The 22,209-nt window shown below is 64.2% G+C and carries 26 protein-coding genes; 3 read left to right on the plus strand and 23 right to left on the minus strand.

Going from position 1 to position 22,209, the window contains the following annotated elements:
* Positions 1-37: 37 nt before the first annotated feature.
* The 20 genes from ccmI to mutL all read right to left on the minus strand — a co-directional run bounded on the left by ccmI (position 38) and on the right by mutL (position 16,659).
* The gene (gene ccmI / locus DOD19_RS02150; RefSeq protein WP_112183771.1) at positions 38-937 is read right to left on the minus strand and encodes a c-type cytochrome biogenesis protein CcmI; all 900 of its coding nucleotides are present in this window, start codon (positions 935-937) and stop codon (positions 38-40) included.
* On the minus strand, positions 934-1,404 hold the full coding sequence (locus DOD19_RS02155; protein ID WP_112184295.1) for a cytochrome c-type biogenesis protein: 471 nt from the start codon (positions 1,402-1,404) through the stop codon (positions 934-936). The genes ccmI and DOD19_RS02155 overlap by 4 nt, the downstream gene beginning before the upstream one ends.
* Complete coding sequence (locus DOD19_RS02160; RefSeq protein ID WP_112183773.1) at positions 1,397-1,939, minus strand: DsbE family thiol:disulfide interchange protein; 543 nt, start codon at positions 1,937-1,939, stop codon at positions 1,397-1,399. Before DOD19_RS02160 ends, DOD19_RS02155 begins: the two co-directional genes overlap by 8 nt.
* Positions 1,936-3,954: a heme lyase CcmF/NrfE family subunit gene (locus DOD19_RS02165; protein ID WP_112183775.1), complete on the minus strand. Its 2,019-nt coding sequence runs from the start codon at positions 3,952-3,954 to the stop codon at positions 1,936-1,938. Before DOD19_RS02165 ends, DOD19_RS02160 begins: the two co-directional genes overlap by 4 nt.
* Complete coding sequence (gene ccmE, locus DOD19_RS02170; RefSeq protein ID WP_112183777.1) at positions 3,951-4,421, minus strand: cytochrome c maturation protein CcmE; 471 nt, start codon at positions 4,419-4,421, stop codon at positions 3,951-3,953. Before ccmE ends, DOD19_RS02165 begins: the two co-directional genes overlap by 4 nt.
* The gene (locus tag DOD19_RS27665) at positions 4,418-4,570 is read right to left on the minus strand and encodes a hypothetical protein (RefSeq protein WP_200869016.1); all 153 of its coding nucleotides are present in this window, start codon (positions 4,568-4,570) and stop codon (positions 4,418-4,420) included. The genes ccmE and DOD19_RS27665 overlap by 4 nt, the downstream gene beginning before the upstream one ends.
* On the minus strand, positions 4,567-5,352 hold the full coding sequence (ccmC, locus tag DOD19_RS02175; RefSeq protein ID WP_024974858.1) for a heme ABC transporter permease CcmC: 786 nt from the start codon (positions 5,350-5,352) through the stop codon (positions 4,567-4,569). The genes DOD19_RS27665 and ccmC overlap by 4 nt, the downstream gene beginning before the upstream one ends.
* 4 nt (positions 5,353-5,356) lie before the next feature.
* The gene (gene ccmB / locus DOD19_RS02180; protein ID WP_024974859.1) at positions 5,357-6,025 is read right to left on the minus strand and encodes a heme exporter protein CcmB; all 669 of its coding nucleotides are present in this window, start codon (positions 6,023-6,025) and stop codon (positions 5,357-5,359) included.
* Positions 6,022-6,654, minus strand: coding sequence for a cytochrome c biogenesis heme-transporting ATPase CcmA (gene ccmA, locus DOD19_RS02185; protein WP_112183779.1), 633 nt, complete (start codon positions 6,652-6,654; stop codon positions 6,022-6,024). The genes ccmB and ccmA overlap by 4 nt, the downstream gene beginning before the upstream one ends.
* A gap of 55 nt (positions 6,655-6,709) precedes the next feature.
* Positions 6,710-7,297 (minus strand): cytochrome c3 family protein, encoded by a 588-nt coding sequence (locus DOD19_RS02190; protein WP_024974861.1) that lies wholly within the window; start codon positions 7,295-7,297, stop codon positions 6,710-6,712.
* Between the two features lie 12 nt (positions 7,298-7,309).
* The gene (locus DOD19_RS02195; protein WP_024974862.1) at positions 7,310-7,813 is read right to left on the minus strand and encodes a nitrate reductase cytochrome c-type subunit; all 504 of its coding nucleotides are present in this window, start codon (positions 7,811-7,813) and stop codon (positions 7,310-7,312) included.
* Between the two features lie 40 nt (positions 7,814-7,853).
* A complete protein-coding gene (napA, locus tag DOD19_RS02200) occupies positions 7,854-10,370 on the minus strand; it encodes a periplasmic nitrate reductase subunit alpha (protein WP_024974863.1) in 2,517 nt (838 codons plus the stop codon).
* On the minus strand, positions 10,342-10,686 hold the full coding sequence (locus tag DOD19_RS02205) for a chaperone NapD (RefSeq protein WP_024974864.1): 345 nt from the start codon (positions 10,684-10,686) through the stop codon (positions 10,342-10,344). Before DOD19_RS02205 ends, napA begins: the two co-directional genes overlap by 29 nt.
* A gap of 88 nt (positions 10,687-10,774) precedes the next feature.
* Positions 10,775-10,942 (minus strand): periplasmic nitrate reductase, NapE protein, encoded by a 168-nt coding sequence (gene napE / locus DOD19_RS02210; protein WP_112183781.1) that lies wholly within the window; start codon positions 10,940-10,942, stop codon positions 10,775-10,777.
* 156 nt (positions 10,943-11,098) lie between these two features.
* On the minus strand, positions 11,099-11,749 hold the full coding sequence (locus DOD19_RS02215) for a DNA-3-methyladenine glycosylase (protein WP_112183783.1): 651 nt from the start codon (positions 11,747-11,749) through the stop codon (positions 11,099-11,101).
* A gap of 15 nt (positions 11,750-11,764) precedes the next feature.
* Complete coding sequence (gene alkB, locus DOD19_RS02220; RefSeq protein WP_112183785.1) at positions 11,765-12,421, minus strand: DNA oxidative demethylase AlkB; 657 nt, start codon at positions 12,419-12,421, stop codon at positions 11,765-11,767.
* A gap of 10 nt (positions 12,422-12,431) precedes the next feature.
* The gene (locus DOD19_RS02225) at positions 12,432-13,172 is read right to left on the minus strand and encodes a 2OG-Fe(II) oxygenase (RefSeq protein WP_112183787.1); all 741 of its coding nucleotides are present in this window, start codon (positions 13,170-13,172) and stop codon (positions 12,432-12,434) included.
* Positions 13,173-13,252: 80 nt separating this feature from the next.
* The gene (locus DOD19_RS02230) at positions 13,253-13,777 is read right to left on the minus strand and encodes a GNAT family N-acetyltransferase (RefSeq protein ID WP_024974868.1); all 525 of its coding nucleotides are present in this window, start codon (positions 13,775-13,777) and stop codon (positions 13,253-13,255) included.
* Positions 13,774-14,751, minus strand: a complete 978-nt coding sequence (miaA, locus tag DOD19_RS02235; protein WP_112183789.1) for a tRNA (adenosine(37)-N6)-dimethylallyltransferase MiaA — start codon at positions 14,749-14,751, stop codon at positions 13,774-13,776. Before miaA ends, DOD19_RS02230 begins: the two co-directional genes overlap by 4 nt.
* A gap of 3 nt (positions 14,752-14,754) precedes the next feature.
* Positions 14,755-16,659, minus strand: coding sequence for a DNA mismatch repair endonuclease MutL (gene mutL, locus DOD19_RS02240; RefSeq protein WP_112184297.1), 1,905 nt, complete (start codon positions 16,657-16,659; stop codon positions 14,755-14,757).
* 126 nt (positions 16,660-16,785) lie between these two features.
* Here mutL and DOD19_RS02245 point away from each other — a divergent pair, with 126 nt between their 5' ends.
* Positions 16,786-17,433: a VTT domain-containing protein gene (locus DOD19_RS02245; RefSeq protein WP_037031467.1), complete on the plus strand. Its 648-nt coding sequence runs from the start codon at positions 16,786-16,788 to the stop codon at positions 17,431-17,433.
* Positions 17,434-17,436: 3 nt separating this feature from the next.
* Here DOD19_RS02245 and DOD19_RS02250 read toward each other — a convergent pair whose 3' ends face one another.
* Positions 17,437-18,282 (minus strand): SirB1 family protein, encoded by an 846-nt coding sequence (locus DOD19_RS02250; protein ID WP_024974872.1) that lies wholly within the window; start codon positions 18,280-18,282, stop codon positions 17,437-17,439.
* A complete protein-coding gene (gene murJ, locus DOD19_RS02255; protein ID WP_037031472.1) occupies positions 18,282-19,835 on the minus strand; it encodes a murein biosynthesis integral membrane protein MurJ in 1,554 nt (517 codons plus the stop codon). Before murJ ends, DOD19_RS02250 begins: the two co-directional genes overlap by 1 nt.
* A 315-nt stretch (positions 19,836-20,150) precedes the next feature.
* Here murJ and rpsT point away from each other — a divergent pair, with 315 nt between their 5' ends.
* Positions 20,151-20,417, plus strand: coding sequence for a 30S ribosomal protein S20 (gene rpsT, locus DOD19_RS02260; protein ID WP_004631753.1), 267 nt, complete (start codon positions 20,151-20,153; stop codon positions 20,415-20,417).
* Positions 20,418-20,561: 144 nt separating this feature from the next.
* Here the strand turns inward: rpsT and DOD19_RS02265 are convergent, their stop codons facing one another.
* On the minus strand, positions 20,562-20,885 hold the full coding sequence (locus DOD19_RS02265; RefSeq protein WP_024974874.1) for a DUF3579 domain-containing protein: 324 nt from the start codon (positions 20,883-20,885) through the stop codon (positions 20,562-20,564).
* 368 nt (positions 20,886-21,253) lie between these two features.
* On the opposite strand from DOD19_RS02265, the gene argF reads away from it, so the two are divergent.
* A complete protein-coding gene (argF, locus tag DOD19_RS02270; protein WP_024974875.1) occupies positions 21,254-22,180 on the plus strand; it encodes an ornithine carbamoyltransferase in 927 nt (308 codons plus the stop codon).
* The last annotated feature ends 29 nt before the right edge of the window (positions 22,181-22,209 follow it).

Raw genomic sequence — 22,209 nt, forward strand, 5'->3', positions numbered from 1 at the left:
TCCGGGTCTTGCGGTCAAATTCGAAGCACCGCTCGCGTCACTTGCCGCCGGGTGCTTTTTGCTGATCGGCGCGCGCGGCGGCCAAGTTGGCGGCGATCTGTTTGGCGCCGGCAGATTCGGGCGGCAGCAGCCGGTACAGGTGTTCCCACTGCGCGATTGCATCGCTCACGTCACCACGTTCGACGGCGGCGGAAGCGGCCAGTGCCAGCGCTTTGGGCTCGTCCGGGTCGGCCTTCAGGGCGAGGCGCACCTGCTCCGTGGGCGCACCAGCGAGGGCGCCGCCCTGGGCGGTAGCGAGTGCGTCGGCGTAATCGGCACGCAGGCTGGCGACGTCGGGGGCAAGGGCCACCGCCTTCGCATAGGCGGCGACGGCGTCGGCGGGGCGCTCCATCGTGCTGTAGGACCGCGCGAGCAATGCCCAGCCGGGTGCGTCGTCGGGCGTGTCGCGCAGCCGTTGCGCGAGGCTGTTGACCATCGATTCGATCTGCGCGTCTCCACCGGTGTGATCGCTGCGAGCGGCGGTCATCATGTCGCCCGGCATCCACAGCGAGGCGGGCTTGCCAAGGTGCTGGTAGAGCAGCACGGCGGACGTGGGCAACGCAGCCAGCAGCACTGCAGCGAGCAGAACGGCGCGGCGGTCGGGGCGCGCCTGCGAGGTGCTGGCGGTGTCGGCCGTATCGTCCAGCAACCGCCTGCCAAGCTCTGCGCGTGCGTGCGCGTGGCCCGCCGCATCGATAGCGCCGGTGCGCAGGTCAGCATCCAACTCGCGCAGCTGGTCTTGGTACCAGCGGATCATCTGGCTGCGCGCGGTGGGGCTCTGGATGAACGTATCGCCCACATCGTTGCGCGCGCGTCGCAACAACGGCGTCAGCAGAACCGCCATGGTGACGGCTGTGAGGGCGGCCGCCAGCAGCCAGAACAAGGTCATCACGGTCATGGGCGGGGGTCTTCCGGTAGCGACCCTGCAAGCAGGGCGGCGAGGCGCGCTTGCGCGTCAGCGTCCATCTCGGCAGGGGGCGCCTTCTGCTGTTTGCGGGACGATACGATGCCGAATACCACCGCCATCAGCAACAGTGCTGGGCCGAACCACAGCAGATAGGTCAGCGGCTTGACGGGCGGCCGGTACAGGACGAAATCGCCATAGCGCTGCACGAGGTAGTCCTTTACGGCGGCCTCGGTGGCGCCGGCACGGAGTTGTTCTCGAATCTGGCGGCGCAAGTCGACGGCCAGGTCGGCGTTGGAATCGGCGAGGGTCTGGTTCTGGCACACGAGGCAGCGCAGTTGCTCCGACAGCGCGTGGACGCGGGTGTCGAGATCGACGTCCGCCGCTGCGGCATAGGCGGGCATCTGCAACGCGAACGCCGCGACGCCTGCCATAACGAGCGCGGCCAGGCGCTTATGCATGATCACCTTCCTGCTCCAGTTGCTGCAGAAGCGGCACGATCTTGCGTTCCATCGACTCGGCCGTCACGGGGCCGACCTGCCGATAGCGGATCACGCCGGCGCGATCGATGACGAAGGTCTCCGGCACGCCGTAGACGCCGTAGTCGATGCCGACCTTGCCGTCTGCGTCGATGAGTGACGCGACATACGGATCGCCCATGTGTTTGAGCCACGCGCGTGCAGCGTCGGCGTCGTCCTTGTAGTTCAGCCCGTAGATCGGCACGGAGGATTGCTTGGCGAACGCGTTCAGCACGGCGTGCTCTGCGCGGCAGGCTGTGCACCACGACGCCCAGACGTTGAGCATCCACACCTTGCCGCGCAGGTCTTGCGGCGTGATCGGGCCGGCAGTCGATTCCAGTGCCGTCAGCCTGAACGCCGGGGCGGGTTTGCCGACCAGCGGCGAGGGCAGTTCACGCGGGTCACGCGACAGCCCCGCCGCCAGCGCAATCACCAGAACGAAGAACGCTGCCAGCGGCAGCACGTAGCGCAGCTTCACCGTGGCTCCTCGGTCGCCGGTATCGCCAGTGATGGGCCGGCCAGTGCAGCGTCGGGTGTGGTGCGCGGCGCTGTGGAGCGGCGGCGCAGCCGGTAGCGGCGATCGCACACCGCCAGCAGGCCGCCCAGCACCATCAGCACACAGCCGCCCCAGATCCAACTGACGAAGGGCTTGATGTAGATGCGCATAGCCCAGTTGTCTTGTCCGAGTGATTCGCCCAGCGCGACATAGAGGTCTCGTGTGATGCCGGTGTCGATGGCGACTTCGGTCGTGGGGGTTTCCTGGCTGCGGTACAGGCGCCGCTCGGGCAGCAGCGTGGCCACCGGTTTGCCGTTGTGGCTGACTTCGACGTGGCCACGCAAGACGTCGTAATTCGGGCCCTGCGCCGGCGCAACGTTGGTGAGGTGGAACATGTAGCCACCCACCTCAACTGTGCCGCCCACGCGCACCGGCAGCTCGCGTAGCGTCTCCTGGCTGAGCACCAGCGTGACGCCTGCGATGAACACCCCCACCCCTGCGTGCGCTACCAGCATGCCGAAGTAGCTCGGCGGCAACTGTCGCAGCGTCATCAGTCGATTGCCGGGCTGGCGAAGTTTTTCGGCCAGACTGGCCAGCGCACTCGCAAGACACCATGCGGCCAGCGTCAGCCCGAGGCCCGCCAGCGCGGACGTTCCATAAAACACCGCCAGCCCAAGCCCGACGACAACACTCGCCACCGCCGCCCAGCGCAACCGCACGGCCATCGACGGCAGCGCGCCGTGACGCCAGCGCGCCAGTGGCGCCGCGCCCATCAGCAGCACCGCAGGAGACATCAGCGGCACAAAGACTTGCTCGAAATACGCCGGACCGACCGAAATCTTGCCCAGCTGCAGCACATCCAGCACCAGCGGATAAAGCGTGCCAAGCAGCACCGTGGCGGCAGCCACCGCGAGGAGCACGTTGTTGGCCAGCAGAAACGATTCACGCGCGAACAGCGAGAACGTCGCACCTTCCGAGGCGCCGCTGGACAACCGCTTTGCGCGCCACGCAAACAGAGTCAGCGCACCGCCCGTCACGATGCCCAGCAGGGCCAGGATGAACAGACCGCGCTTTGGGTCCACTGCAAAAGCATGCACTGACGTCAGCACGCCCGAACGGACGAGGAACGTGCCGAGCAGGCTCAACGAGAACGTGAAGATGGCGAGCAGCGCCGTCCACGCGCGGAACACGCCGCGCTTCTCCGTCACCGCCAGTGAATGGATCAGCGCCGTGCCTGCCAGCCACGGCATGAACGAGGCATTTTCGACCGGGTCCCAGAACCACCAGCCGCCCCAGCCGAGTTCGTAGTACGCCCAGGCGCTGCCGAGCATGATGCCGGTCGTCAGGCATGCCCAGGCGGCGGTTGTCCAGGGCCGAGACCAGCGCGCCCAAGTGGCATCGAGCCGACCCGACAGGAGCGCGGCCATCGCAAACGAAAACGCCACGGCAAAGCCCACGTAACCCATGTAGAGCATGGGCGGATGCGACACCATGCCGGGGTCCTGCAGCAGCGGGTTGAGGTCGCGCCCTTCCATGGCCGGCGGCAACAGGCGCAGGAACGGGTTGGACACCAACAGCAGGAAAAGCAGCAGCCCCGTGCTGATCGCGCCCATCACGCCCAGTACGCGCGCCACGACGGGCAACGGCAGTTGTCGGCTGAACAACGACACGGCCAGCGACCACAGCGCCAGCATCGTCGTCCACAGCAACATCGATCCCTCGTGGCCGCCCCACACTGCGGCCACGCGATAGGGCAGCGGCAGCGCGCTGTTCGAGTTGGCGGCGACATAGAGCACGCTGAAGTCGTTGCTGACGAAAGCCCACGTCAGCGCGCTGTACGCCAGCAGCACCAGCGCGCACTGCATGCGCGCAGCGGGACGCGCCACGGCCATCCAGCGCTCGTTGTCGCGCGCCGCGCCAACCAGCGGCAGCACGGATTGCATGACAGCAGTCAGCAACGCCAGGATCAACGCGAAGTGGCCCAGCTCGGCAATCATCGCGACGCGCTCCGGGCAGATTCCTCCGCCATTTGTTCGTTGACTTGCGCGGCGCGGCGTAAGGCATCAGCGGCTTCGGGCGGCATGTAATTTTCGTCGTGCTTGGCAAGCACCTCATTGGCGACGAAGACACCATCCTCGCCCAGCCGCCCGCGCGCGACCACGCCTTTGCCCTCGCGGAACAGGTCCGGCAGCAAGCCGTGGTAGACGACCGGCACACCGCGCGCTGTGTCGGTGACGACAAAGCGGATGGTCATGCCGTCACGTTCGCGTTGGATGGAGCCGCGTTCGACCAGGCCACCCAGTCGAAAGACCTGTGCAACAGGCGCTTCCTTGGCGGCGATCTGGCTTGGGCTGAAGAAGAACACCAGATTGGAGCGGAACGCATTCAGCGTGAGGGCGGTAGCCGCACCCGCGCACACCAGCGCGGCGAGCAGGATGCCGAGGCGGCGTTGTCTGCGTGTCATTGGTCGCTGCCGTCAGGATGCGAGTGATGGGTGCGATTGGCTGCGTGCCAGCGGCGAGCGAGCAGCAGCAACTCGGCCGCGATGCAGATGGCGGCCACGGCAAACGCGCCCGCAATATAGTCGACGTGGTTGACGGAGAACTGGCTCATGCCGGCGTGCTCAGATTGTGGTTATCGTCGGCGCGCTCGCGCATGATGCAACGCACGCGAATCAGCGCCACGCAGATGCTGTACATCCAGCACGCGAGCGTCATCAGCAACATGCCGAGCAGCATCGTCATCGCCATGGACGGAGCCGCCGTCAGGCTGATGGACGCGCCCTGATGCAGCGTGTTCCACCACTGCACCGAGAAATAGATCACGGGGATGTTGACCACGCCCACCACGGCAAGCACGGCACAGGCGCGTTCGGCGCGGCGCGGGTCTTCAATGGCGCTCTCCAGCGCGATGAAGCCGAGGTACAGAAACAGCAGTAGCAACTCCGACGTCAGCCGCGCATCCCACACCCACCACGTGCCCCACGTTGGCTTGCCCCACAGCGCGCCTGTCCACAGCGCAATGGCGGTGAACAGCGCGCCGGTGGGCGCCAGCGCCGAGGCCATCATCGACGAAAGCCGCGTGCGCAGCACCAGCGCCAGCGCGCAATAGCCGGCCATCACCAGATAGATGAACATCGACATCCATGCAGCCGGCACGTGCAGGAAGATGATCCGGTAGACCTCGCCCTGTTGCGCATCGGTTGGCGCCACAACAAAACCGACGTAGAGGCCGGCGACGAGGAACAGGAGTGCGGCCACACCAAACCACGGCGCCAACTTGCGTGCGAGCGGATCAAACCGCACGGGCGACGCATACGCGAGCCAGTTCCAGCGTCGGAAAACAGGTTGGCGCGCAGCGATGGAGGTGCTGTGGAGTCCGGAGCGGTTCGTCATCGGGTCATTCCACGGCAATGCGCAGCCCGGCGGCGGCAGCCAGCGGGCAGACAAACAGCGATAGCGCCAGGCAAGCGCCCAGCAGCGAGAAATGCGGCATGACATCAAGCCCCGCATCGGCCGCCGAACCCGCGCCCGCACCAAACACAAGCACGGGCACACACAACGGCAGGACGAGGATGCACAGCAGCGCTGCGCCATTGCGCACGCCCAGCGTGAGCGCTGCACCAACGGCGCCGATCAGCGCAATGGCAGGCGTGCCGATCAGCAGCGTGGCTGTCAGCAGCAGCGTTGCATGCAGCGGCAGGCTGTACTGCTGGGCCAGGATGGGCGTCAGCAGCAGCAACGGCAAGCCGCTCGCGAGCCAGTGCGCGGCAATCTTCGTCAGCACTATCAAGGCAAGCGGGTGTGGCGACAGCAGCAATTGATCGAGGCTGCCATCAGCGTGCTCCTGCGCAAACAACCGAGAGAGCGAGAGCATCGACGCCAGCAGCGCCGCGACCCACAGGATGCCTGGCGCAAGCATGCGCAACTGTTGCGGGTCGGGGCCGATGGCCAGGGGGAAGAGGCTCGCCGCAATGACGTAGAACACCACGCCACCGACGAGGTTGCCGCGCCGCCGCCATGACAGCGCCAGATCGTGCCGCAGGATGGCCATCAGCATCGGCTTCATGCGGTGCCCCCAAGCCGAAGCACGCGATTTGCCCCGTGCGGACGCGACAGCAACTGATGCGTGGCCATGATTGCCATACCGCCTGCACGCAGGTGCGCATCGAGCTGTGCTGTGAAGAGGTCGGCTGCGCGGTCGTCGAGCGAGGCGATCGGTTCGTCGAGCAGCCACAGTTCGCGCCGCGCGAGCAGTAAGCGCGCCAGCGCCACTCGCCGACGCTGGCCTTGCGAAAGCTTGCGCACGGGCGTGGCGGCCAGCTTGCCGAGTTCGAGCGCTTCCAGCGCTTGGCCGACGCAAAACGGCTCGGATGCCGAATCGTGCGATCCGGCCAGTTGCATGGCCAGACGCAGGCTCTCCGTCACAGTGAGATCTGGGTCGATGCCGTTGGTGTGGCCAACGTAGCAAAGCGCATTGAGGAAGGCGGGGTCGCCGCTGCGTACGGGCGCACCATGCCACGTGAGCGCGCCGCTTGCCGGTGCCAGAAGGCCGCAGAGCACGCGCAGCAGGGTGGTCTTGCCGCTGCCGTTCGCGCCCGTTACCTGCACCAGCTCGCCCGCCGACACCGAGAGGTCCAGCTCGCGGAAGATCCGACGGCCGGCGCGCGAAAACGTCAGTTGGCTGGCAACAAGCACGGCATTGGGGGGCTGAGTGAAACGGGGTCTAGCGCCGGCAGCACGTTCACGTGCTTTACTCGGTCTTCATCTTCGACATGTCGGGCAGATGGTGCGCAATACCCTTGTGGCAGTCGATACAGGTTTTCTCTTTGCTGCCCAGATATTGGGCGTGCATGGCCGACGCGCGCGGGCTTTGCCGCGTGAAGTCCATCGAGTCGTAGTTGTGACAGTTACGGCATTCCAATGAATCGTTGGCCTTGAGTCGATCCCATTCGTGCTGGGCCAGCTCAAGCCGGTGCGCCTCGAATTTCTCGCGCGTGTCGATCGTGCCGAAAATCTTGCCCCACACTTCCTTGGATGCCTGCATCTTCCGTGCAATCTTGTTCGTCCAGGCGTGCGGAACGTGACAGTTGGAGCAGATGGCGCGCACACCGCTGCGGTTGGTGTAGTGGATCGTGCTCTGTAGCTCTTGATACACGTTGTCGTGCATTTCGTGGCAACCCGTGCAGAACGCCTCGGTGTTGGTCACTTCCATCGCGGTGTTGAACGCACCCCAGAACACCACGCCGGCAACAAAGCCGCCCAACGTCAGAAAGCCCAGGCTGAAATACGCGCTGGGCCGGTTGATGGTGCGCCAGTAGCGCTTGATCAGGTCGAACATGGCTGCACCGCCTCAGTTCTTGCCAACGCTCTTGCCATCAGGCTTGCGTTTGAGCAGTTCATCGACATCGACAAACGTATTGGTGATAAGCGGCTTGGCGTCGGCCTGCGGCACGTGGCATTGCGTGCAGAAGAAGCGGCGCGGCGAAACGTCGGCCAGTTGATGGCCATCGCGGTCAACGTAGTGCGTGGGGCTGATCGCAATAGCGCGCATCTCTTCGGCCTTCGTACGTGCATGGCAGGACAGACAACCGTTGTGGTCCTTGTTGATCTGATACATGTACGTCCCGTCGATCTTGTGCGGAATCGTCGGCGGCTGCCCGGTGTAGTTGCGCTCGCGGCGCACGTCCCTGTTCTCGGTGGGATACAGGATCGGCGGTGTCGATTCGGCGGTGATCGGCGTCGAGCCGCGCATGGCGTCGACCACGCCTTGAGCCTGCGCGGGCAAGTTGGCAAGGGTCGCCAGCAACAGCGCGCAGATGGCGGCTGGCAGTCCCAAGAGTCGGCTGAGCTTCATGACATTTTCCTGTTGCGCGTGTGTCGTCTGCCCGTGCTCGTCAGACCTTCACGATCTTGACGGCACATTTCTTGAAATCCGTCTGCAGCGAGATCGGGCAGGTTGCATCCAGTGTGACCTTGTTGATGAGCTGGCTCGCATCGAACCAGGGCACGAACACCAGGCCCTTCGGCGGCTGATTGCGGCCGCGCGTTTCAATGCGGGTGCGCATCTTGCCGCGCCGCGAGATCACCTCGACCTCGACACCACGTCGCAGCCCCAGCGCCTTCGCATCTTCCGGATGCATGAAGCAGACCGCGTTCGGGAAGGCGCGATACAGCTCGGGCACCCGGCGCGTCATCGAACCCGAGTGCCAGTGCTCCAGCACGCGGCCGGTCGACAACCAGAACGGGTATTCCTTGTCCGGCACTTCCGGCGGTGCCTCGTAGGGCAGGGCGAAGATCACCGCCTTCCCGTCCGGGTTGCCGTAGAACTGGTAGCCGGTACCGGCCTTGACGTACGGATCGCTGCCTTCTTTGTAGCGCCAGCGCGTCTCTTTGCCGTTGACTACCGGCCAGCGCAATCCGCGCGCCTTGTGATAGTCGTCGAACGGTGCCAGGTCGTGGCCGTGGCCGCGTCCGAAGCTTGCGTACTCCTCGAACAGGCCCTTCTGGAGGTAGAAACCGAATGCCTTGGCTTCGGCATTGTTGTATTCCGGGTCGACATCCTTGAGGGGGAACTTGTCGACGTTGCCGTTGCGGTAGAGCACGTCGTAGAGCGTCTTGCCGCGCAGCTCGGGCTTCTTGGCGATGAGTTCTTCGGGCCAGACCTCTTCCACCTTGAAGCGCTTGGAAAACTCCACCAACTGCCACAGGTCGGAACGCGCCTCCCCCGGTGCATCAACGAGCTGATGCCAGAACTGCGTGCGGCGCTCGGCGTTGCCGTAGGCGCCTTCCTTCTCAACCCACATCGCGCTCGGGAGGATCAGGTCGGCGGCCAGCGCGGTGACGGTGGGGTACACGTCCGAGACAACGATGAAGTTCTCCGGATTGCGGTAGCCCGGGTAGCCTTCCTGGTTGATGTTGGCGCCGGCCTGGATGTTGTTGTTGACCTGCACCCAGTAGGCGTTGAGCTTGCCGTCCTTCAGCATGCGGTTTTGCAGCACGGCGTGATAGCCCGGCTTTGCCGGGATCGTGCCCGCCGGCAGCTTCCAGATGTGCTCCGCTTCTTCGCGGTGCTTCGGGTTGGTCACCACCATGTCGGCCGGCAAGCGGTGCGAGAACGTGCCCACCTCGCGCGCGGTGCCGCAGGCCGAAGGCTGGCCCGTCAACGAGAACGGGCTGTTGCCCGGCGTGGCGATCTTCCCTGTCAGCAGGTGCAGGTTGTAGATCATGTTGTTCGCCCAGGTGCCGCGGGTGTGCTGGTTGAAACCCATGGTCCAGAACGACACGACCTTGATCTTCGGATCGGCATACAGCTCAGCGAGCTTCTGGAGCTGCTGCTTGAATTCCTTTTCCTTGCTCTTGTCCGGGTTCGCCAGCTTGGTGGTGTAGTCGAGGTCGTACGTCGAGACGAACTTCGCAAACTCGTCGAACGATATCGGCTTGGAGTCGCCCACCTTGTCGGCGTTCTTCGCGGCCTTCTGGAGCGGATTGTCGGGCCGCAGGCCGTAGCCGATGTCGGTCACGCCTTGCTTGAAGACGGTGTGCTTGTTGACGAAGTCTGTGTTGACCTTCTTGTTGGTGATGATGTAGTTCGCGATGTAGTTGAGCATCGCGAGATCGGCCTGCGGCGTGAAGACGATGGGAATGTCGGCCAGATCGAACGAGCGATGCGTGAACGTCGAGAGCACCGCGACCTTCGTCTTGGGTGCGGAGAGACGCCGGTCTGTCACACGCGACCACAGGATCGGGTGCATCTCCGCCATATTCGAGCCCCACAGCACGAACGCGTCGGCGACCTCGAAGTCGTCGTAGCAGCCCATCGGCTCGTCCATGCCGAAGGTGCGCATGAAGCCGGCCACCGCCGAAGCCATGCAATGGCGCGCGTTGGGGTCGAGGTTGTTCGAGCGGAAGCCCGCCTTCATCAGCTTGACTGCGGCGTAGCCCTCAAAAACGGTCCATTGACCCGAGCCGAACATGCCGACAGCGGTGGGGCCCTTTTCCTTGATGACGCGCTTGAACTGCGCCGCCATCTCGTCGAACGCGCGGTCCCAGCTCACGGGCGTGAAATCGCCGTTCTTGTCGTATTTGCCATTCTTCATGCGCAGCAGCGGCTGGGTCAGCCGGTCCTTGCCGTACATGATCTTCGAGAGGAAATACCCCTTGACGCAGTTCAGCCCCCGATTGACCTCGGCCTTCGGGTCGCCCTGCGTGGCCACCACGCGGTTGTCCTTGACGGCGACTTCAACGCCGCAGCCCGTGCCACAGAATCGGCAAGGCGCCTTCGACCACTTGAGCTGCGTCAGCTCTTTGTCGGTGACAAGGTTGGCGGCGCCAGCAGGAAGCGTGACGCCAGCTACCGAAGCGGTGGCGGCGGCGGCGGTCTGCTTAATGAACGCGCGGCGAGAGACTTTCATCGTCCATTTCCTCATTCATGGCGTCGGCCATTTCGTTGTGCTGATAGATCAGGGCGGTGTTCAGCACACCGTCGATCTGTTGAATGAACGTCAGGTGGGCTGCGATGGCGCGCGAGCTGGGCGCCTCAAGCGTGACCACGAGCTTGCCGTTATCGCTGGCTGCATGGATTTCGCTGCCGGCGATGGCTTCGATGGCCTTGCTTACGGATGCAATATGGGTTGGCCGCGTCTGGACCAGGACGCCGGCGATATGCCATTCGTCGTCATCGAGTGGCGCCGGCCGAACAGGGATATCTATTTTTCTTGTGTTTCGCATGACGCTGTTTTGGCGATGCACGCCTTTTTCTAATCAGTGCTGCGCGAACATACAACCCGGCTCGCCCTCGGAACCCCCCGGGCGTATATCAATGCGTTGGCGGACCGCTCAGCAATTGGGACGCCCAGACGATAAAGCCATATCCGGCCACGATAATGACGGACAGAACCGGCACCATGACGGCCGTCAGAAACAGGAAGCTCCGCAGCTCTTCGGATTTACGTTGCGCGTCGACGTTTTGGGACTGTTCCACGATGACTCGACCAATGAGGGCGGCGCAAATGGCGCGCGAACGTTTTCCAGTAAAGCGAACGTCGCACGGGAATTCAAGGTTTTCGCATGATCCCGGCGTGACATATGTCGCGCAAGCAATATGTTGTTGGGGCCTGATCTAGCGCAAGACTTGCGGAATTCACGCGCCTGAAACATTGACGGGTACCCGCCATAAATACCAGGCCGCGACGGTTCGATATGGGCTCCATGCAAGGCCGAGCGTTTCCATTTGCTTGCGCGTGGGCGTAGTGTCGAGCCGCTTCAGACGGCGATAACCGTCGCGTACGCCGAAATCATCTGCAGGCAGGATGTCGGAGCGCTCCAGCGTGTAGATGAGCAGCATTTCGACCGTCCACCGGCCTACCCCGCGCAGTGTCACCAGCCGATCGACGAGCGCTTCGTCTGACATGGTCAGCGCATGTTCGCGCGTGGGTACGACGCCGTCGAGGGCGGCTTGTGCAATGCCGCGAATGGTCGCCAGTTTGGTCGCAGAGAAACCGCAGGCGCGCAGCGCCGCCTCTTCTGTGGCGAGCACCTGCTGCGGTGCGGGAAAAGCGGCGGCCGGATAGAGCGCGAGGAAACGGCCGAGGATGGCGTCACCGGCCTTGGCGTGCAACTGCTGATAGGCGATCGCGCGGATCAGCGCTTCATAAGGTTCGCGCGCAGGCTTGGCGGTGTGGCGGCAGGGGCCGATGGCGGCAATATGGCGGGCCCAGTCTTCGTCCAGCGTGGCCAGGAAGGTTGCGGCTTGCCGGTAGGCGCTCTCGGACAGGTCTGCTGCAATGGACATGCGCTGGTTCGCCGGTCAGCCGGCCTTGCGGAACGTGAGGTTGATGCGCTGGCTGCCCAGCAGTGCATGCGGGTGGTCTTTGAGCGGCGCAACGCCGTGATAGCGCAGGCGATCCGGGCCACCCCAGACGACGACATCGCCGTGAAAAAGGGGAATGCGCTGCGTCTTGTCGGCGCGGCGATGTCCGCCAAACAGGAAGACGGCTGGCATGCCGAGCGATACCGAGACGATGGGTGCGCCGTAATCCTGCTCGTCTTTGTCCTGATGCAGCGACATGCGGGCGCCGGGCACATAGCGGTTGATCAGGCAGGCGTCTGGCGTGAAGCCGGGGAAGCCCGCTTCAGCAGCGGCGTTGTACGCCAGGCGCGCGAACACATCGGGCAGTGGCGGCCACGCGGCTCCCGTGAGCGGGTCGAGCGTGGCATAGCGGTAGCCGCGGCGGTCTGAGGTCCAGCCCAGGGTGCCACTGTTGGTGAGCGCGACCGACATCTCGAAGCCGCCCGGCGTGACCATGTGGCGGAACGCGGCCTGCTGTGCGATGGCGTCCACCGCCGCCAGCAGGGCCGGCGCATCCGCCAGCGCAAAGCCACGGAAAATAAAGGCCGCCTCGCCGAGCGCGATGCGCGCGTCATCGGCGGGTGCGTGGTCGGCAAACAGATCGCCGGTCGTCATGGTGAACTGGCTATAGCGCGTCGTGGAAGATGATGCCCACAGTATGCCGTCGGCCCGAAAGCAGGCGGCTCACACCGTGGCGCAGGTTCACGCGATACGTACCGCGCGTGCCTTGTACAGGGCGATGGTGCACCGCAAAGACCACTGCATCGCCCTTGCGCAGTGGCACCACCTCAGGCCGCGATTGCATTCGTGGGCGCTGCTCCGTCATGACGAATTCGCCGCCGGTGAAATCCAGGCCGGGTTCGGACAGCAGGATGGCCACCTGCAGCGGGAAGACGTGCTCGCCATAGAGATCTTGATGCAGGCAGTTGTAGTCGCCAGGGCCGTATCGCAGGATCAGCGGCGTGGGGCGCAACTGGCCGGCTTCGTGACAGCGGCGCAGGAAATCGGCGTGCTGGGCCGGGTAGCGCACGTCGATGACCATGGCTTGGTTCCAGCGGTTGGCGATGGTCGCCAGCGGCGGGTAGAGCGACGTGCGCAACTGCGCGACCAGGTCCGGCAGCGGATAGGCGAAGTACTGGTATTCGCCGCGCCCGAAGCCATGGCGCTCCATCACCACGCGCGAGCGGTACAGGCGATCCTGCGGATACAGCGCTGCCAGGGCGTCGCACGCATCATGGGTGAGCAGGCTGGGCAATACGGCGCTGCCGAGCTCATTGAGGGCGTCCTCAGCGGCATGCCAGTCAATGCCATCAAGATTGGGAAGGTGCCCCGCGCTGACATGCGCGGCGGCGAAGGAAGGCGGCATATGTGCTCCTTTCGGAGATTCAAAGCGCCAAGCCTACGCTCACGGGAGTGCGCGTGGCACTCCGGAGCTTGCGGTCAAATTCAGGCTTGCGCGGCGAGGCCGGCGGGCATGTTGGTGGCGGCCAACTTCGTCAACGCGTTGCCGGTGGCGCGGCAGATGCGCCACTCTGGCAGCACATCGGCGCCCATGGCCTCGTAGAAAGCGATGGACGGCGCGTTCCAGTCGAGCACGCTCCACTCGAAGCGGCCGCAGTCGCGCTCTTGTGCCAGGCGCGCGAGGTGGATCAGGAGTGCCTTGCCGATGCCCAGGCCGCGGTACTCCGGCTCCACGAACAAGTCTTCCAGATACAGGCCCGGCTTGCACAGGAAAGTCGAGAAATTGTGGAAGAACAGCGCAAAGCCCACGGCCCGGCCGTCGACTTCTGCCAGCACCGCTTCGCAATACGGGCGCGGCCCGAACAGCATCGTCGCCAGCGCTTCAGGCGTGGTTTGCACGAGGTGCGTGAGCTTTTCGTACTCGGCCAGCGCAGAGATCAGGCGAACGAGCGAGGCGCAGTCGTCGGGTGTGGCAGGGCGCAGAGTGAAGCTGGTCGCTGTGGTTGTCATTGTGGCTGCGATTCCAGTGAGGTTTGGACCAGGCGCGCGACCTGGTCGACGTAATCGGGCGCGAGGCAATCGACCACGTGCCGCTCGGGCGTGCTGCGCAGCCAAGTGATCTGGCGCTTGCAGAGCTGGCGCGTGGCGGCGATGCCTTGTTCGCGCAGGGCAGCCATGTCGATTTCGCCCTCGAGGTAAGCCCACGCCTGGCGATACCCGACGCAGCGGATGGATGGCAGCGTGGGGGAAAGATCGCCACGGCGGCGCAAGCGTTCCACCTCGTCGAGCAGGCCGCCGGCGAGCATCGCATCAAAGCGCTGTGCGATGCGCGCGTGCAGCACGAGGCGGTCGGAGGGCTCCAGCGCGATCGTTAGATACGGCGCAGCTGCATCGTGCTGCTGGAACGCATTCGCGCCAACCTCGCGGGCGAGCAGGGCGGACATCGGCTGACCGGTCAGCCGATACAGTTCGAGCGCACGCTGGATGCGCTGCGCATCGGTCGCGTGCAATCGCGCAGCCGTCACCGGATCGACCAGTGCGAGCTTGGCGTGCAGCGCCGGCCAGCCGTCGCGCGCCGCTTCGGCATCGATTTCCGCGCGGATGGTCGGATCGGCGCCTGGCAAATCGGAGAGGCCTTGCGTAAGCGCCTTGTAGTACAGCATCGTGCCGCCGACGATCAGCGGCAGCCGGCCGCGTGCGCGGATGGCGTCGATCAGCGCGCTCGCATCATTGGCAAACTGCGCGGCGGAATACGCATCGAGCGGATCAATGATGTCGATCAGGTGATGCGGCGCGATGGCCTGTTCTTCGGCGCTGGGCTTGGCCGTGCCGATGTCCATGCCGCGATACACCAGCGCGGAATCCATGCTGATGATCTCCACCGGCCAGCGTTCGGCCAGCTTCAATGCGGCGGCGGTTTTGCCGGACGCGGTGGGCCCGAGCAGGCAAATCGCGCGCGGTGCGCTTGCAGCAGATGCAGTCATCGGTTACTGACCGCGCAGGAACAGGCGATCCAGGTCCGCCACGGTCAACTGGATCCACGTCGGGCGGCCGTGGTTGCACTGGTCGGCGCGTTCGGTGGCTTCCATCTGGCGCAGCAGTGCGTTCATCTCGTCCAGGTTCAGGCGGCGGTTGGCGCGCACTGCAGAGTGGCACGCCAGCGTGGCGAGCAGCTCGTTCTGGCGTTCGGCCAGCACGCGCGAGCCGCCGTAGGCCTGCAGATCGCGCAGCACGTCGCGCGCGAGCGCCTGCGCATCCGCCTTCTGCAGCAGCGTTGGCACCGATCGCACGGCCAGCGTGGTGGGCGACACGGCGGAGATATCGAAGCCGAGCAGCGTGAGCGTGTCGCGAAATTCCTCCGCGGTGCCGATCTCCACCGGGCTTGCGGCAAACGTGACCGGAATCAGCAGCGGCTGCACTTCGACGCGTTTGGTTTCCAGCGCGGTCTTGAGCTGTTCGTAGAGGATGCGCTCGTGCGCGGCATGCATGTCGACGAGCACCATGCCGCGCGTGTTCTGCGCCAGCACGTAGATGCCGTGCAGCTGGGCCACGGCAAAGCCCAGCGGATAAACATCGTCGTCATCGACCTGTGGCGCAGCGGGCGGTTCTGCAACGGCAGGCGCTTGCCCGATCGCGGTGCCGCCGTCGAACAATGTTGCGGCGCTCGGCACATCGGTCATCCACGCGGGGCGGCTGGACGGCATGGGCGCGCTATCGCCGCGCATCATTGACAGGTATTCCGCACGCGGCTGCGCAATGCCGAGCGACGTCTGCCGCGCGGCCATCTGGTTGATCCAACGCGTGGTGTTGTCGGCAGGCGAGGGCGCGGTCGCGACCCCAGCAATCTCGGGCGCATCGGCGATGTCGGTGCGCAGGCTGTCGCCCTGTTCACCGGCGTGGCGGGACAGCGCGCGTTGTACCGCGTGATAGACAAACTGGTGCACCGCGCGGCTGTCGCGAAAGCGCACCTCGATCTTGGATGGATGCACGTTCACGTCCACCGCTTCGGGCGGCAACTCCAGGCACAGCACGTAGGCGGGGAAACGGTCGCCGTGCAGCACGTCTTCATAGGCGCTGCGCACCGCGTGCGTGAGCAGGCGGTCGCGCACGAAGCGGCCGTTGACGTAGAAAAACTGATGATCCGCCCGCCCGCGCGAGGCGGTTGGCAGGCCGGCAAAGCCGAACAGGCGCAGCTCGCCGGCTGATTCTTCGAAAGGCAGGCGCGCGCGCGCGAAGTCGGCGCCAAGCACGGCCGCCGAGCGTGAATCCGCCTGCGTGGCGTTCCAATGCTCCAGCGGCTTGCCGTTGTGATGCACGGAGATGGCCACGTCAGGCCGCGCTAGCGCGGTGCGGCGGATGACCTCCATGCAGTGGCCCAGCTCGGTCTGCTCCGTCTTCAGGAATTTGCGGCGCGCCGGCGTGTTGAAGTACAGATGCTGCACATCGACCGTGGTGCCGACGCCGCCCGAAGCTGGCTGCGCCCGCCCGGTTTGCGCAATGATTTGCGTGGCGTGAGCGTCGTTCGCTGTGCGCGACGTGAGCGTCAGTTCCGCCACCGAGGCAATCGAGGCCAGCGCCTCGCCTCGAAACCCCAGCGTCGCTACAGATTCCAGCTCTTCAAGCGAGCCGATCTTGCTGGTCGCATGCCGCATCAGCGCGACGGGCAGTTCGCCCGCCGGAATGCCGCCGCCATTGTCGGTGATGGCAATGCGCCGCACGCCGCCTTCCTCCAGCTTGATCTGAAGCTGCGTGGCGCCGGCATCCAGCGCGTTTTCCAGCAGCTCCTTGACGACGGATGCCGGCCGTTCCACCACCTCGCCGGCTGCGATCTGGCTGATCAACTGGTCGGGAAGCGGGCGGATGGGGCGGCGGGAAGTCGAGGCGGAAGTCATCGCGGCATTATAAATGTCACGCCCTGTGCGGCGCACCGACGCAAGCCCGGCAAGCGCAAGGGGAAAATTAATTGACATCCGGTATCATTCTCCGCTGCTCAATCGGGGGTTGGTTTGGATATCGTGATGCAACTGGTCGACATTGTTCTGCATGTCGACAAATCGTTGGGACTGCTCATTCAGCAGTACGGCGCGTGGGTCTACGTGCTGCTGTTCGCCATCGTCTTTGCCGAGACCGGGTTGGTTGTGCTGCCCTTCCTGCCGGGCGACACGCTGCTCTTCATTGCTGGCGCGATGTGCGCCACGGGCCAGATGGACGCCTGGCTGCTCATCGTGCTGCTGGTGACTGCCGCGGTAACAGGCAATACCGTCAACTATTTTGTCGGTTCGTGGATCGGGCCCAAGGTATTCGACGGTCACATCCGATTCCTTGATCACCAAGCGCTGCTTAGGACACACGCCTTCTACGAGCGCCATGGCGGCAAAATGCTGGTGATGGCACGCTTCATTCCGGTGGTGCGCACGTTCGCGCCGTTCGTGGCCGGAGTGTCGAAGATGACGTTTGCCAAGTTCCAGCTCTTCAATATGATCGGCGCCGTGCTGTGGGTCGGCTTGTTGGTGCTGACCGGCGACCTGTTCGGCAACGTGCCCATCATCCGCGAGCATCTGAACACCATTGTGCTGATCGGTCTGGGCGCGGCGATTGTGCCGCTGATGCTGGGCGGGCTGTGGAAGTTGCTCAAGCGCCGCCGCGGCGCCGTCGCGCAGAAGTAAGCCTCAGTTCAGGTTCTTGCTCATGGCGCGCAGCGTTGGCATGCGCTCCTTGAGCTTGGCCGTATCGGCTGCATCTGGCCGCGCGTCCACGTAGGCTTCCAGGTCTTCCAGCGCGGGTCGGAAGCACTCCAGGTTGGCGTAGGCCAACCCCCGGTCGCGCACTTCCTCGATCGAATCGGGCAGCAGGATCACCAACCGCTGCTGCACCGCCAGCAGGCGCTGCCAGCGCGATTCCTGCAGATAGATCGCCTTCAGATTGCGCAGCATGCGCGCGATGATCTCGCGGTGCGTGGCCACCTGCAGGAACACCCCGAGCGGCACCGAGTTCGGGTCTTCGATGCCTTCCTTCTCCAGGTACGGGTCGAGCATGTCCTGCAATTCTTCCTTCGACAGTGTCTGCCCTGTCAGCGGATCGAGCACGACCTCGCCTGCAGGAATGCTCATGCGTACCAGGAAGTGGTTGGGAAAAGACACGCCCTTGAGGGGCAGGCCAATCTGCTGGCCGATCTCCATCAGCAGCACCGCCAACGAGATCGGAATGCCGCGCCGGCTCTGCAGCACGGTATTCAGATAGGAGTTCTCGGGATCGTAGTAATCGTTTGCATTGGGCCCGAATCCCAGCTCGCGATAGAAGAACTGATTGAGCAGGCGCAGGCGCTGGATGGCCGGCGTGCCGTCGGCGATGCGGTTTTTGATCCGCGCGACCAGCACGTCGATGGCGGCCAGCTCTGCCTGCAGGTCCAGATCCGGATACGCGTCCTGCGCAATCGACAGGGCGGTTTCTGTGAGGGGAATGCTGTCGTCGTCCGCGACCAGGGCCGAAAAATAATCGAGGACTTTAGTGGTCATCAGATGGCCTTTTTTCGGAACGTGGAAAACTTCAATCCAGTGAGCCACAGTGTACCGAAATAGACCACCGCGCACAGGACCAGACTTGCCCCCAGCAGCGCGATGCGCACGAGCGGTTTGGCGCCCAGTCCGACCCAATCAAAATTGTGGGCAAGCCACAGCAGCACGCCCGCCAGCAGCAGTACGGCTGACATCACCTGCGCGAGGAACAGCCCCCAGCCCGGCAGCGGGTGGTAATAGCCGCGCCGCCGCAGGCCAAAGAACAGCAGCGCCGCATTGATCGTCGCGCCAAAGCTGATCGACAGCGCCAGCCCCGCGTGTCCGAGAATCGGCACGAAGACATAGTTGGACAGCTGGGTCGCCACCAGCACCACCAGCGCGATCTTCACCGGCGTGCGGATGTCCTGCCGCGCATAGAAGCCTGGCGCCAGGATCTTGATGACGATCAGCCCGATCAGCCCCACGCCGTACGACGTCAGCGCCTGACGCGTCATCTCGACGTCCATGCCGGTGAATTTGCCGTAGTGGAACAGCGTGGCCGTGAGTGGTGCGCCAAACACGAACAGCCCCACTGCCGACGGCACTGCCAGCAGCACCGTCAGCCGCAGGCCCCAGTCGAGCAGCGACGAGTACTCTTCACGGTTGTTGTCGGCGCTTGCCTTCGACAGGCTTGGCAGCAGGATTGTCCCGAGCGCCACGCCCAGCAGTGCGGTCGGGAATTCCATCAGCCGGTCTGCGTAGTTCAGCCACGACACGCTGCCCGTCGGCAGGCGCGATGCAATGTTGGTGTTGATGATCAGGCTGATCTGCGCGACCGACACCGACAGCGTGGCCGGCAACATCTGCTTGAGCACGCGCCGCACGCCCGGGTGGTGCCACGCTGCGCGCACGTTGAACGACACGCGCGGCAGCATGCCCACACGGCGTAATGACGGAATCTGAATGGCCAGCTGCAGGATGCCGCCCACCACCACCGCATAGGCCTGCGCGTAGATGGGCGTTTCAAGATATGGCGCCACAAACACCGCGGCCACGATGAACGACAGGTTCAGCAGCACCGGCGTGAACGCGGGCACCGCAAATTGCCGCCACGTATTCAGAATGCCCGACGCCAGCGCCACCAACGACACGAGCCCGATGTACGGAAACATCACGCGCGTCATGAAGATCGCCGAGATATAGGCTTGGTTCTCGTGCGCCTTGAAGCCCGTCGCGACAGCGGTGACGATCAACGGCGCGCCGATCACGCCCAGCGCCGAAATGATCACCAGGAACCACGTCATCACCGTGGCCACGGAGTCGACCAGTGCGCGTGTTTCGGCCTCCCCCTGCCGGTTCTTGAATTCGCCCAGGATCGGCACGAACGCTTGCGAGAACGCGCCCTCGGCCGAAAGACGTCGCAGCAGGTTCGGGATGCGGAAGGCGACGTTGAAGGCATCGGTGTAAACCGAGGCACCGAAGGCGCGGGCGATCAGCGTCTCGCGAATGAGCCCCGTGATGCGCGAGAGCATCGTCAGGCCGCTGATCGTGGCGAGTGTTTTGAGGAGATTCAAGATGAATGCGTGGTTGGGCGCCGTCTGGGAGGCAAACACGGCGATGGCGGTCTGACCGACGGCGCCATGCGGGGTTCGCGCCCGGCGTGACAGACGTGACCGGAGGGCACAATTGCGGCCGTATTATAGGGACCGGCTCGTCATGCGCCCAAAAGTGCCGCAAAAGCCGCAAACTGCGGTCATCCGGGCGATTTCACAACAGGGTTTGCGTTGGGCGCAGAAGTCTGCGTATAATTGCCGTCTTTCACCAATTTGCGCGCTTCGGCCTTCCGTGTCTCCCGGGGCGCTTGCTACCGTTTCTTCAGGGATTTTTCCATGGCAAACACCGCACAAGCACGCAAGCGCGCACGCCAAGCCGTCGTTCAGAACGCTCACAACTCGGCTCTGCGCTCGCGTCTGCGTACTGCAATCAAGGGCGTCCGCAAGGCCGTGGCCGCTGGCGACAAGACTGCAGCCGCTGCTGCATTCAAGACCGCCCAAAGCACGATCGACAGCATCGCTGACAAGAAGATCGTCCACAAGAACAAGGCTGCACGCGCCAAGTCGCGTCTGTCCGCTGCCATCAAGGCAATGGCTGCCTAAGTTCGGGTGATGCCGGCTAGGCCGGCATGGCGCGGCACGCAAGGTCGCGCTCCGACGATAAAAAAAGCCCGTCTTCGGACGGGCTTTTTGCATTCTGCGCGTGCCCCAATGGGCGGGGCGCGGCATCGGATGGACCTGGGAAAACTAGCTTTTCGCGGGCGTGCCGCCTTCGGGCAGGATGCAGGCTTCCACGAGCTGCAGATTGTTGTCGTGCGCGAAGTTCAGCACGAAATCCAGCGCCTTGGGTTCGATGTCGCGCAGGCGCTCGTCGACGAAGACGCTGCGGATGCCGCCTGACATGACCGGGCGCACATAGGGGGAGTAGGTGAAGCGGGGGTCTCCGGTATCACCGGCGGGGCGGAACTGCGCCATCACACCGCACAGCCGATCGGCCCAGTCGCTCGGGCGGAAGGTCTTTCCGTCGCGGGTGACGCCCTGGATAAAGAATTGGCGAGGGTTGGCTGCCATGGACTGCGTGGGGCTGTGGAGATTTGCAAACGACTTCGACCGTGCGGGTGCCGCAACGTTCGAGCGGGGTGCACTTGTGGTGCGGATGATGCGCCTGCCTGGTTGCCGATTCATGAACCGGACGGACCGGCTTGTCGTACCGGTTTGCGGGCGGTCAGGGCATCCGAAGCAGCCGGTATTATATCTTATATAAGACTTTCATCGGCCTTTCACCCGAGCCTTTGTGGTAGCGGGCCCGCGGGGCGTGAAACTCGCCAAACCGGTGGCGATCCCGTATGATGGACTGAATCTTCAACAGGCAAGGCGGCTAGGGCGACGTGCAACGGGATGTTCCCGGTGCGTCATCTGCAGGCCGCCTTCGTTGTTTTATGAACCCACCAAGCTCGATCAAGCACTACCTGCAGTTCAAGGACTTTTCGCTGGAAGAGTACGAATACCTGCTGGACCGTTCCGCGATCCTCAAGGCCAAGTTCAAGAACTACGAGACGTGGCACCCGCTGCACGACCGCACGCTGGCCATGATCTTCGAGAAGAATTCCACGCGTACGCGCCTGTCGTTCGAAGCCGGCATTCACCAGCTCGGCGGCCACGCGGTCTTCCTGAACACGCGCGATTCCCAACTGGGGCGCGGTGAGCCGATTGAAGACGCCGCGCAGGTCATCTCCCGCATGACTGACATCATCATGATCCGCACCTTCGGGCAGGAGATCATCGAACGTTTTGCCGCGCATTCGCGCGTGCCGGTCATCAACGGGCTGACCAACGAATATCACCCGTGCCAGGTGCTGGCCGACATCTTCACCTTCATCGAACAGCGTGGGCCCATCAAGGGCAAGACCGTCACGTGGGTGGGCGATGCCAACAACATGGCGTACACGTGGATCCAGGCGGCTGAGATTCTCGGCTTCCGCTTCCATTTTTCTGCACCGAAGGGCTATCAGCTTGATCCGGCCATGGTGGCTGATTCCGCTTTGCCGTTCGTGCATGTGTTCGAAAGCCCGCTTGAAGCCTGCGATGGCGCGCACCTGGTGACCACCGACGTGTGGACCAGCATGGGCTACGAAGCCGAGAACGAAGCGCGCAAGAAAGCCTTCGGCGACTGGATGGTCACCGAGGCGATGATGCAGCGCGCGCAACCGGATGCGCTGTTCATGCACTGCCTGCCCGCGCACCGCGGCGAGGAAGTCGAGGCGGCCGTCATCGACGGCAAGCAGAGCGTTGTGTGGGATGAGGCGGAAAACCGCCTGCACGTGCAGAAGGCGCTGATGGAATACCTGCTCTGCGGGCGCTATTGAGCCCAGCGGCCAAGCCCGCAGCCATGAAA

Source organism: Ralstonia sp. GX3-BWBA (genome assembly GCF_003290055.1).
In the GTDB taxonomy this organism is placed as follows: Bacteria; Pseudomonadota; Gammaproteobacteria; order Burkholderiales; family Burkholderiaceae; genus Ralstonia; species Ralstonia holmesii.

Bases quoted from the DNA above. Each gene is read 5' to 3' on its own strand.
- ccmI (WP_112183771.1), bottom strand. From the start codon at position 937: ATGACCGTGATGACCTTGTTCTGGCTGCTGGCGGCCGCCCTCACAGCC.
- DOD19_RS02155 (WP_112184295.1), bottom strand. From the start codon at position 1,404: ATGCATAAGCGCCTGGCCGCGCTCGTTATGGCAGGCGTCGCGGCGTTC.
- DOD19_RS02165 (WP_112183775.1), bottom strand. From the start codon at position 3,954: ATGATTGCCGAGCTGGGCCACTTCGCGTTGATCCTGGCGTTGCTGACT.
- ccmE (WP_112183777.1), bottom strand. From the start codon at position 4,421: ATGACACGCAGACAACGCCGCCTCGGCATCCTGCTCGCCGCGCTGGTG.
- DOD19_RS27665 (WP_200869016.1), bottom strand. From the start codon at position 4,570: ATGAGCCAGTTCTCCGTCAACCACGTCGACTATATTGCGGGCGCGTTT.
- ccmC (WP_024974858.1), bottom strand. From the start codon at position 5,352: ATGACGAACCGCTCCGGACTCCACAGCACCTCCATCGCTGCGCGCCAA.
- ccmB (WP_024974859.1), bottom strand. From the start codon at position 6,025: ATGAAGCCGATGCTGATGGCCATCCTGCGGCACGATCTGGCGCTGTCA.
- DOD19_RS02190 (WP_024974861.1), bottom strand. From the start codon at position 7,297: ATGTTCGACCTGATCAAGCGCTACTGGCGCACCATCAACCGGCCCAGC.
- DOD19_RS02195 (WP_024974862.1), bottom strand. From the start codon at position 7,813: ATGAAGCTCAGCCGACTCTTGGGACTGCCAGCCGCCATCTGCGCGCTG.
- napA (WP_024974863.1), bottom strand. From the start codon at position 10,370: ATGAAAGTCTCTCGCCGCGCGTTCATTAAGCAGACCGCCGCCGCCGCC.
- DOD19_RS02205 (WP_024974864.1), bottom strand. From the start codon at position 10,686: ATGCGAAACACAAGAAAAATAGATATCCCTGTTCGGCCGGCGCCACTC.
- DOD19_RS02215 (WP_112183783.1), bottom strand. From the start codon at position 11,749: ATGTCCATTGCAGCAGACCTGTCCGAGAGCGCCTACCGGCAAGCCGCA.
- alkB (WP_112183785.1), bottom strand. From the start codon at position 12,421: ATGACGACCGGCGATCTGTTTGCCGACCACGCACCCGCCGATGACGCG.
- DOD19_RS02225 (WP_112183787.1), bottom strand. From the start codon at position 13,172: ATGCCGCCTTCCTTCGCCGCCGCGCATGTCAGCGCGGGGCACCTTCCC.
- DOD19_RS02230 (WP_024974868.1), bottom strand. From the start codon at position 13,777: ATGACAACCACAGCGACCAGCTTCACTCTGCGCCCTGCCACACCCGAC.
- miaA (WP_112183789.1), bottom strand. From the start codon at position 14,751: ATGACTGCATCTGCTGCAAGCGCACCGCGCGCGATTTGCCTGCTCGGG.
- mutL (WP_112184297.1), bottom strand. From the start codon at position 16,659: ATGACTTCCGCCTCGACTTCCCGCCGCCCCATCCGCCCGCTTCCCGAC.
- DOD19_RS02245 (WP_037031467.1), top strand. From the start codon at position 16,786: ATGCAACTGGTCGACATTGTTCTGCATGTCGACAAATCGTTGGGACTG.
- DOD19_RS02250 (WP_024974872.1), bottom strand. From the start codon at position 18,282: ATGACCACTAAAGTCCTCGATTATTTTTCGGCCCTGGTCGCGGACGAC.
- rpsT (WP_004631753.1), top strand. From the start codon at position 20,151: ATGGCAAACACCGCACAAGCACGCAAGCGCGCACGCCAAGCCGTCGTT.
- DOD19_RS02265 (WP_024974874.1), bottom strand. From the start codon at position 20,885: ATGGCAGCCAACCCTCGCCAATTCTTTATCCAGGGCGTCACCCGCGAC.
- argF (WP_024974875.1), top strand. From the start codon at position 21,254: ATGAACCCACCAAGCTCGATCAAGCACTACCTGCAGTTCAAGGACTTT.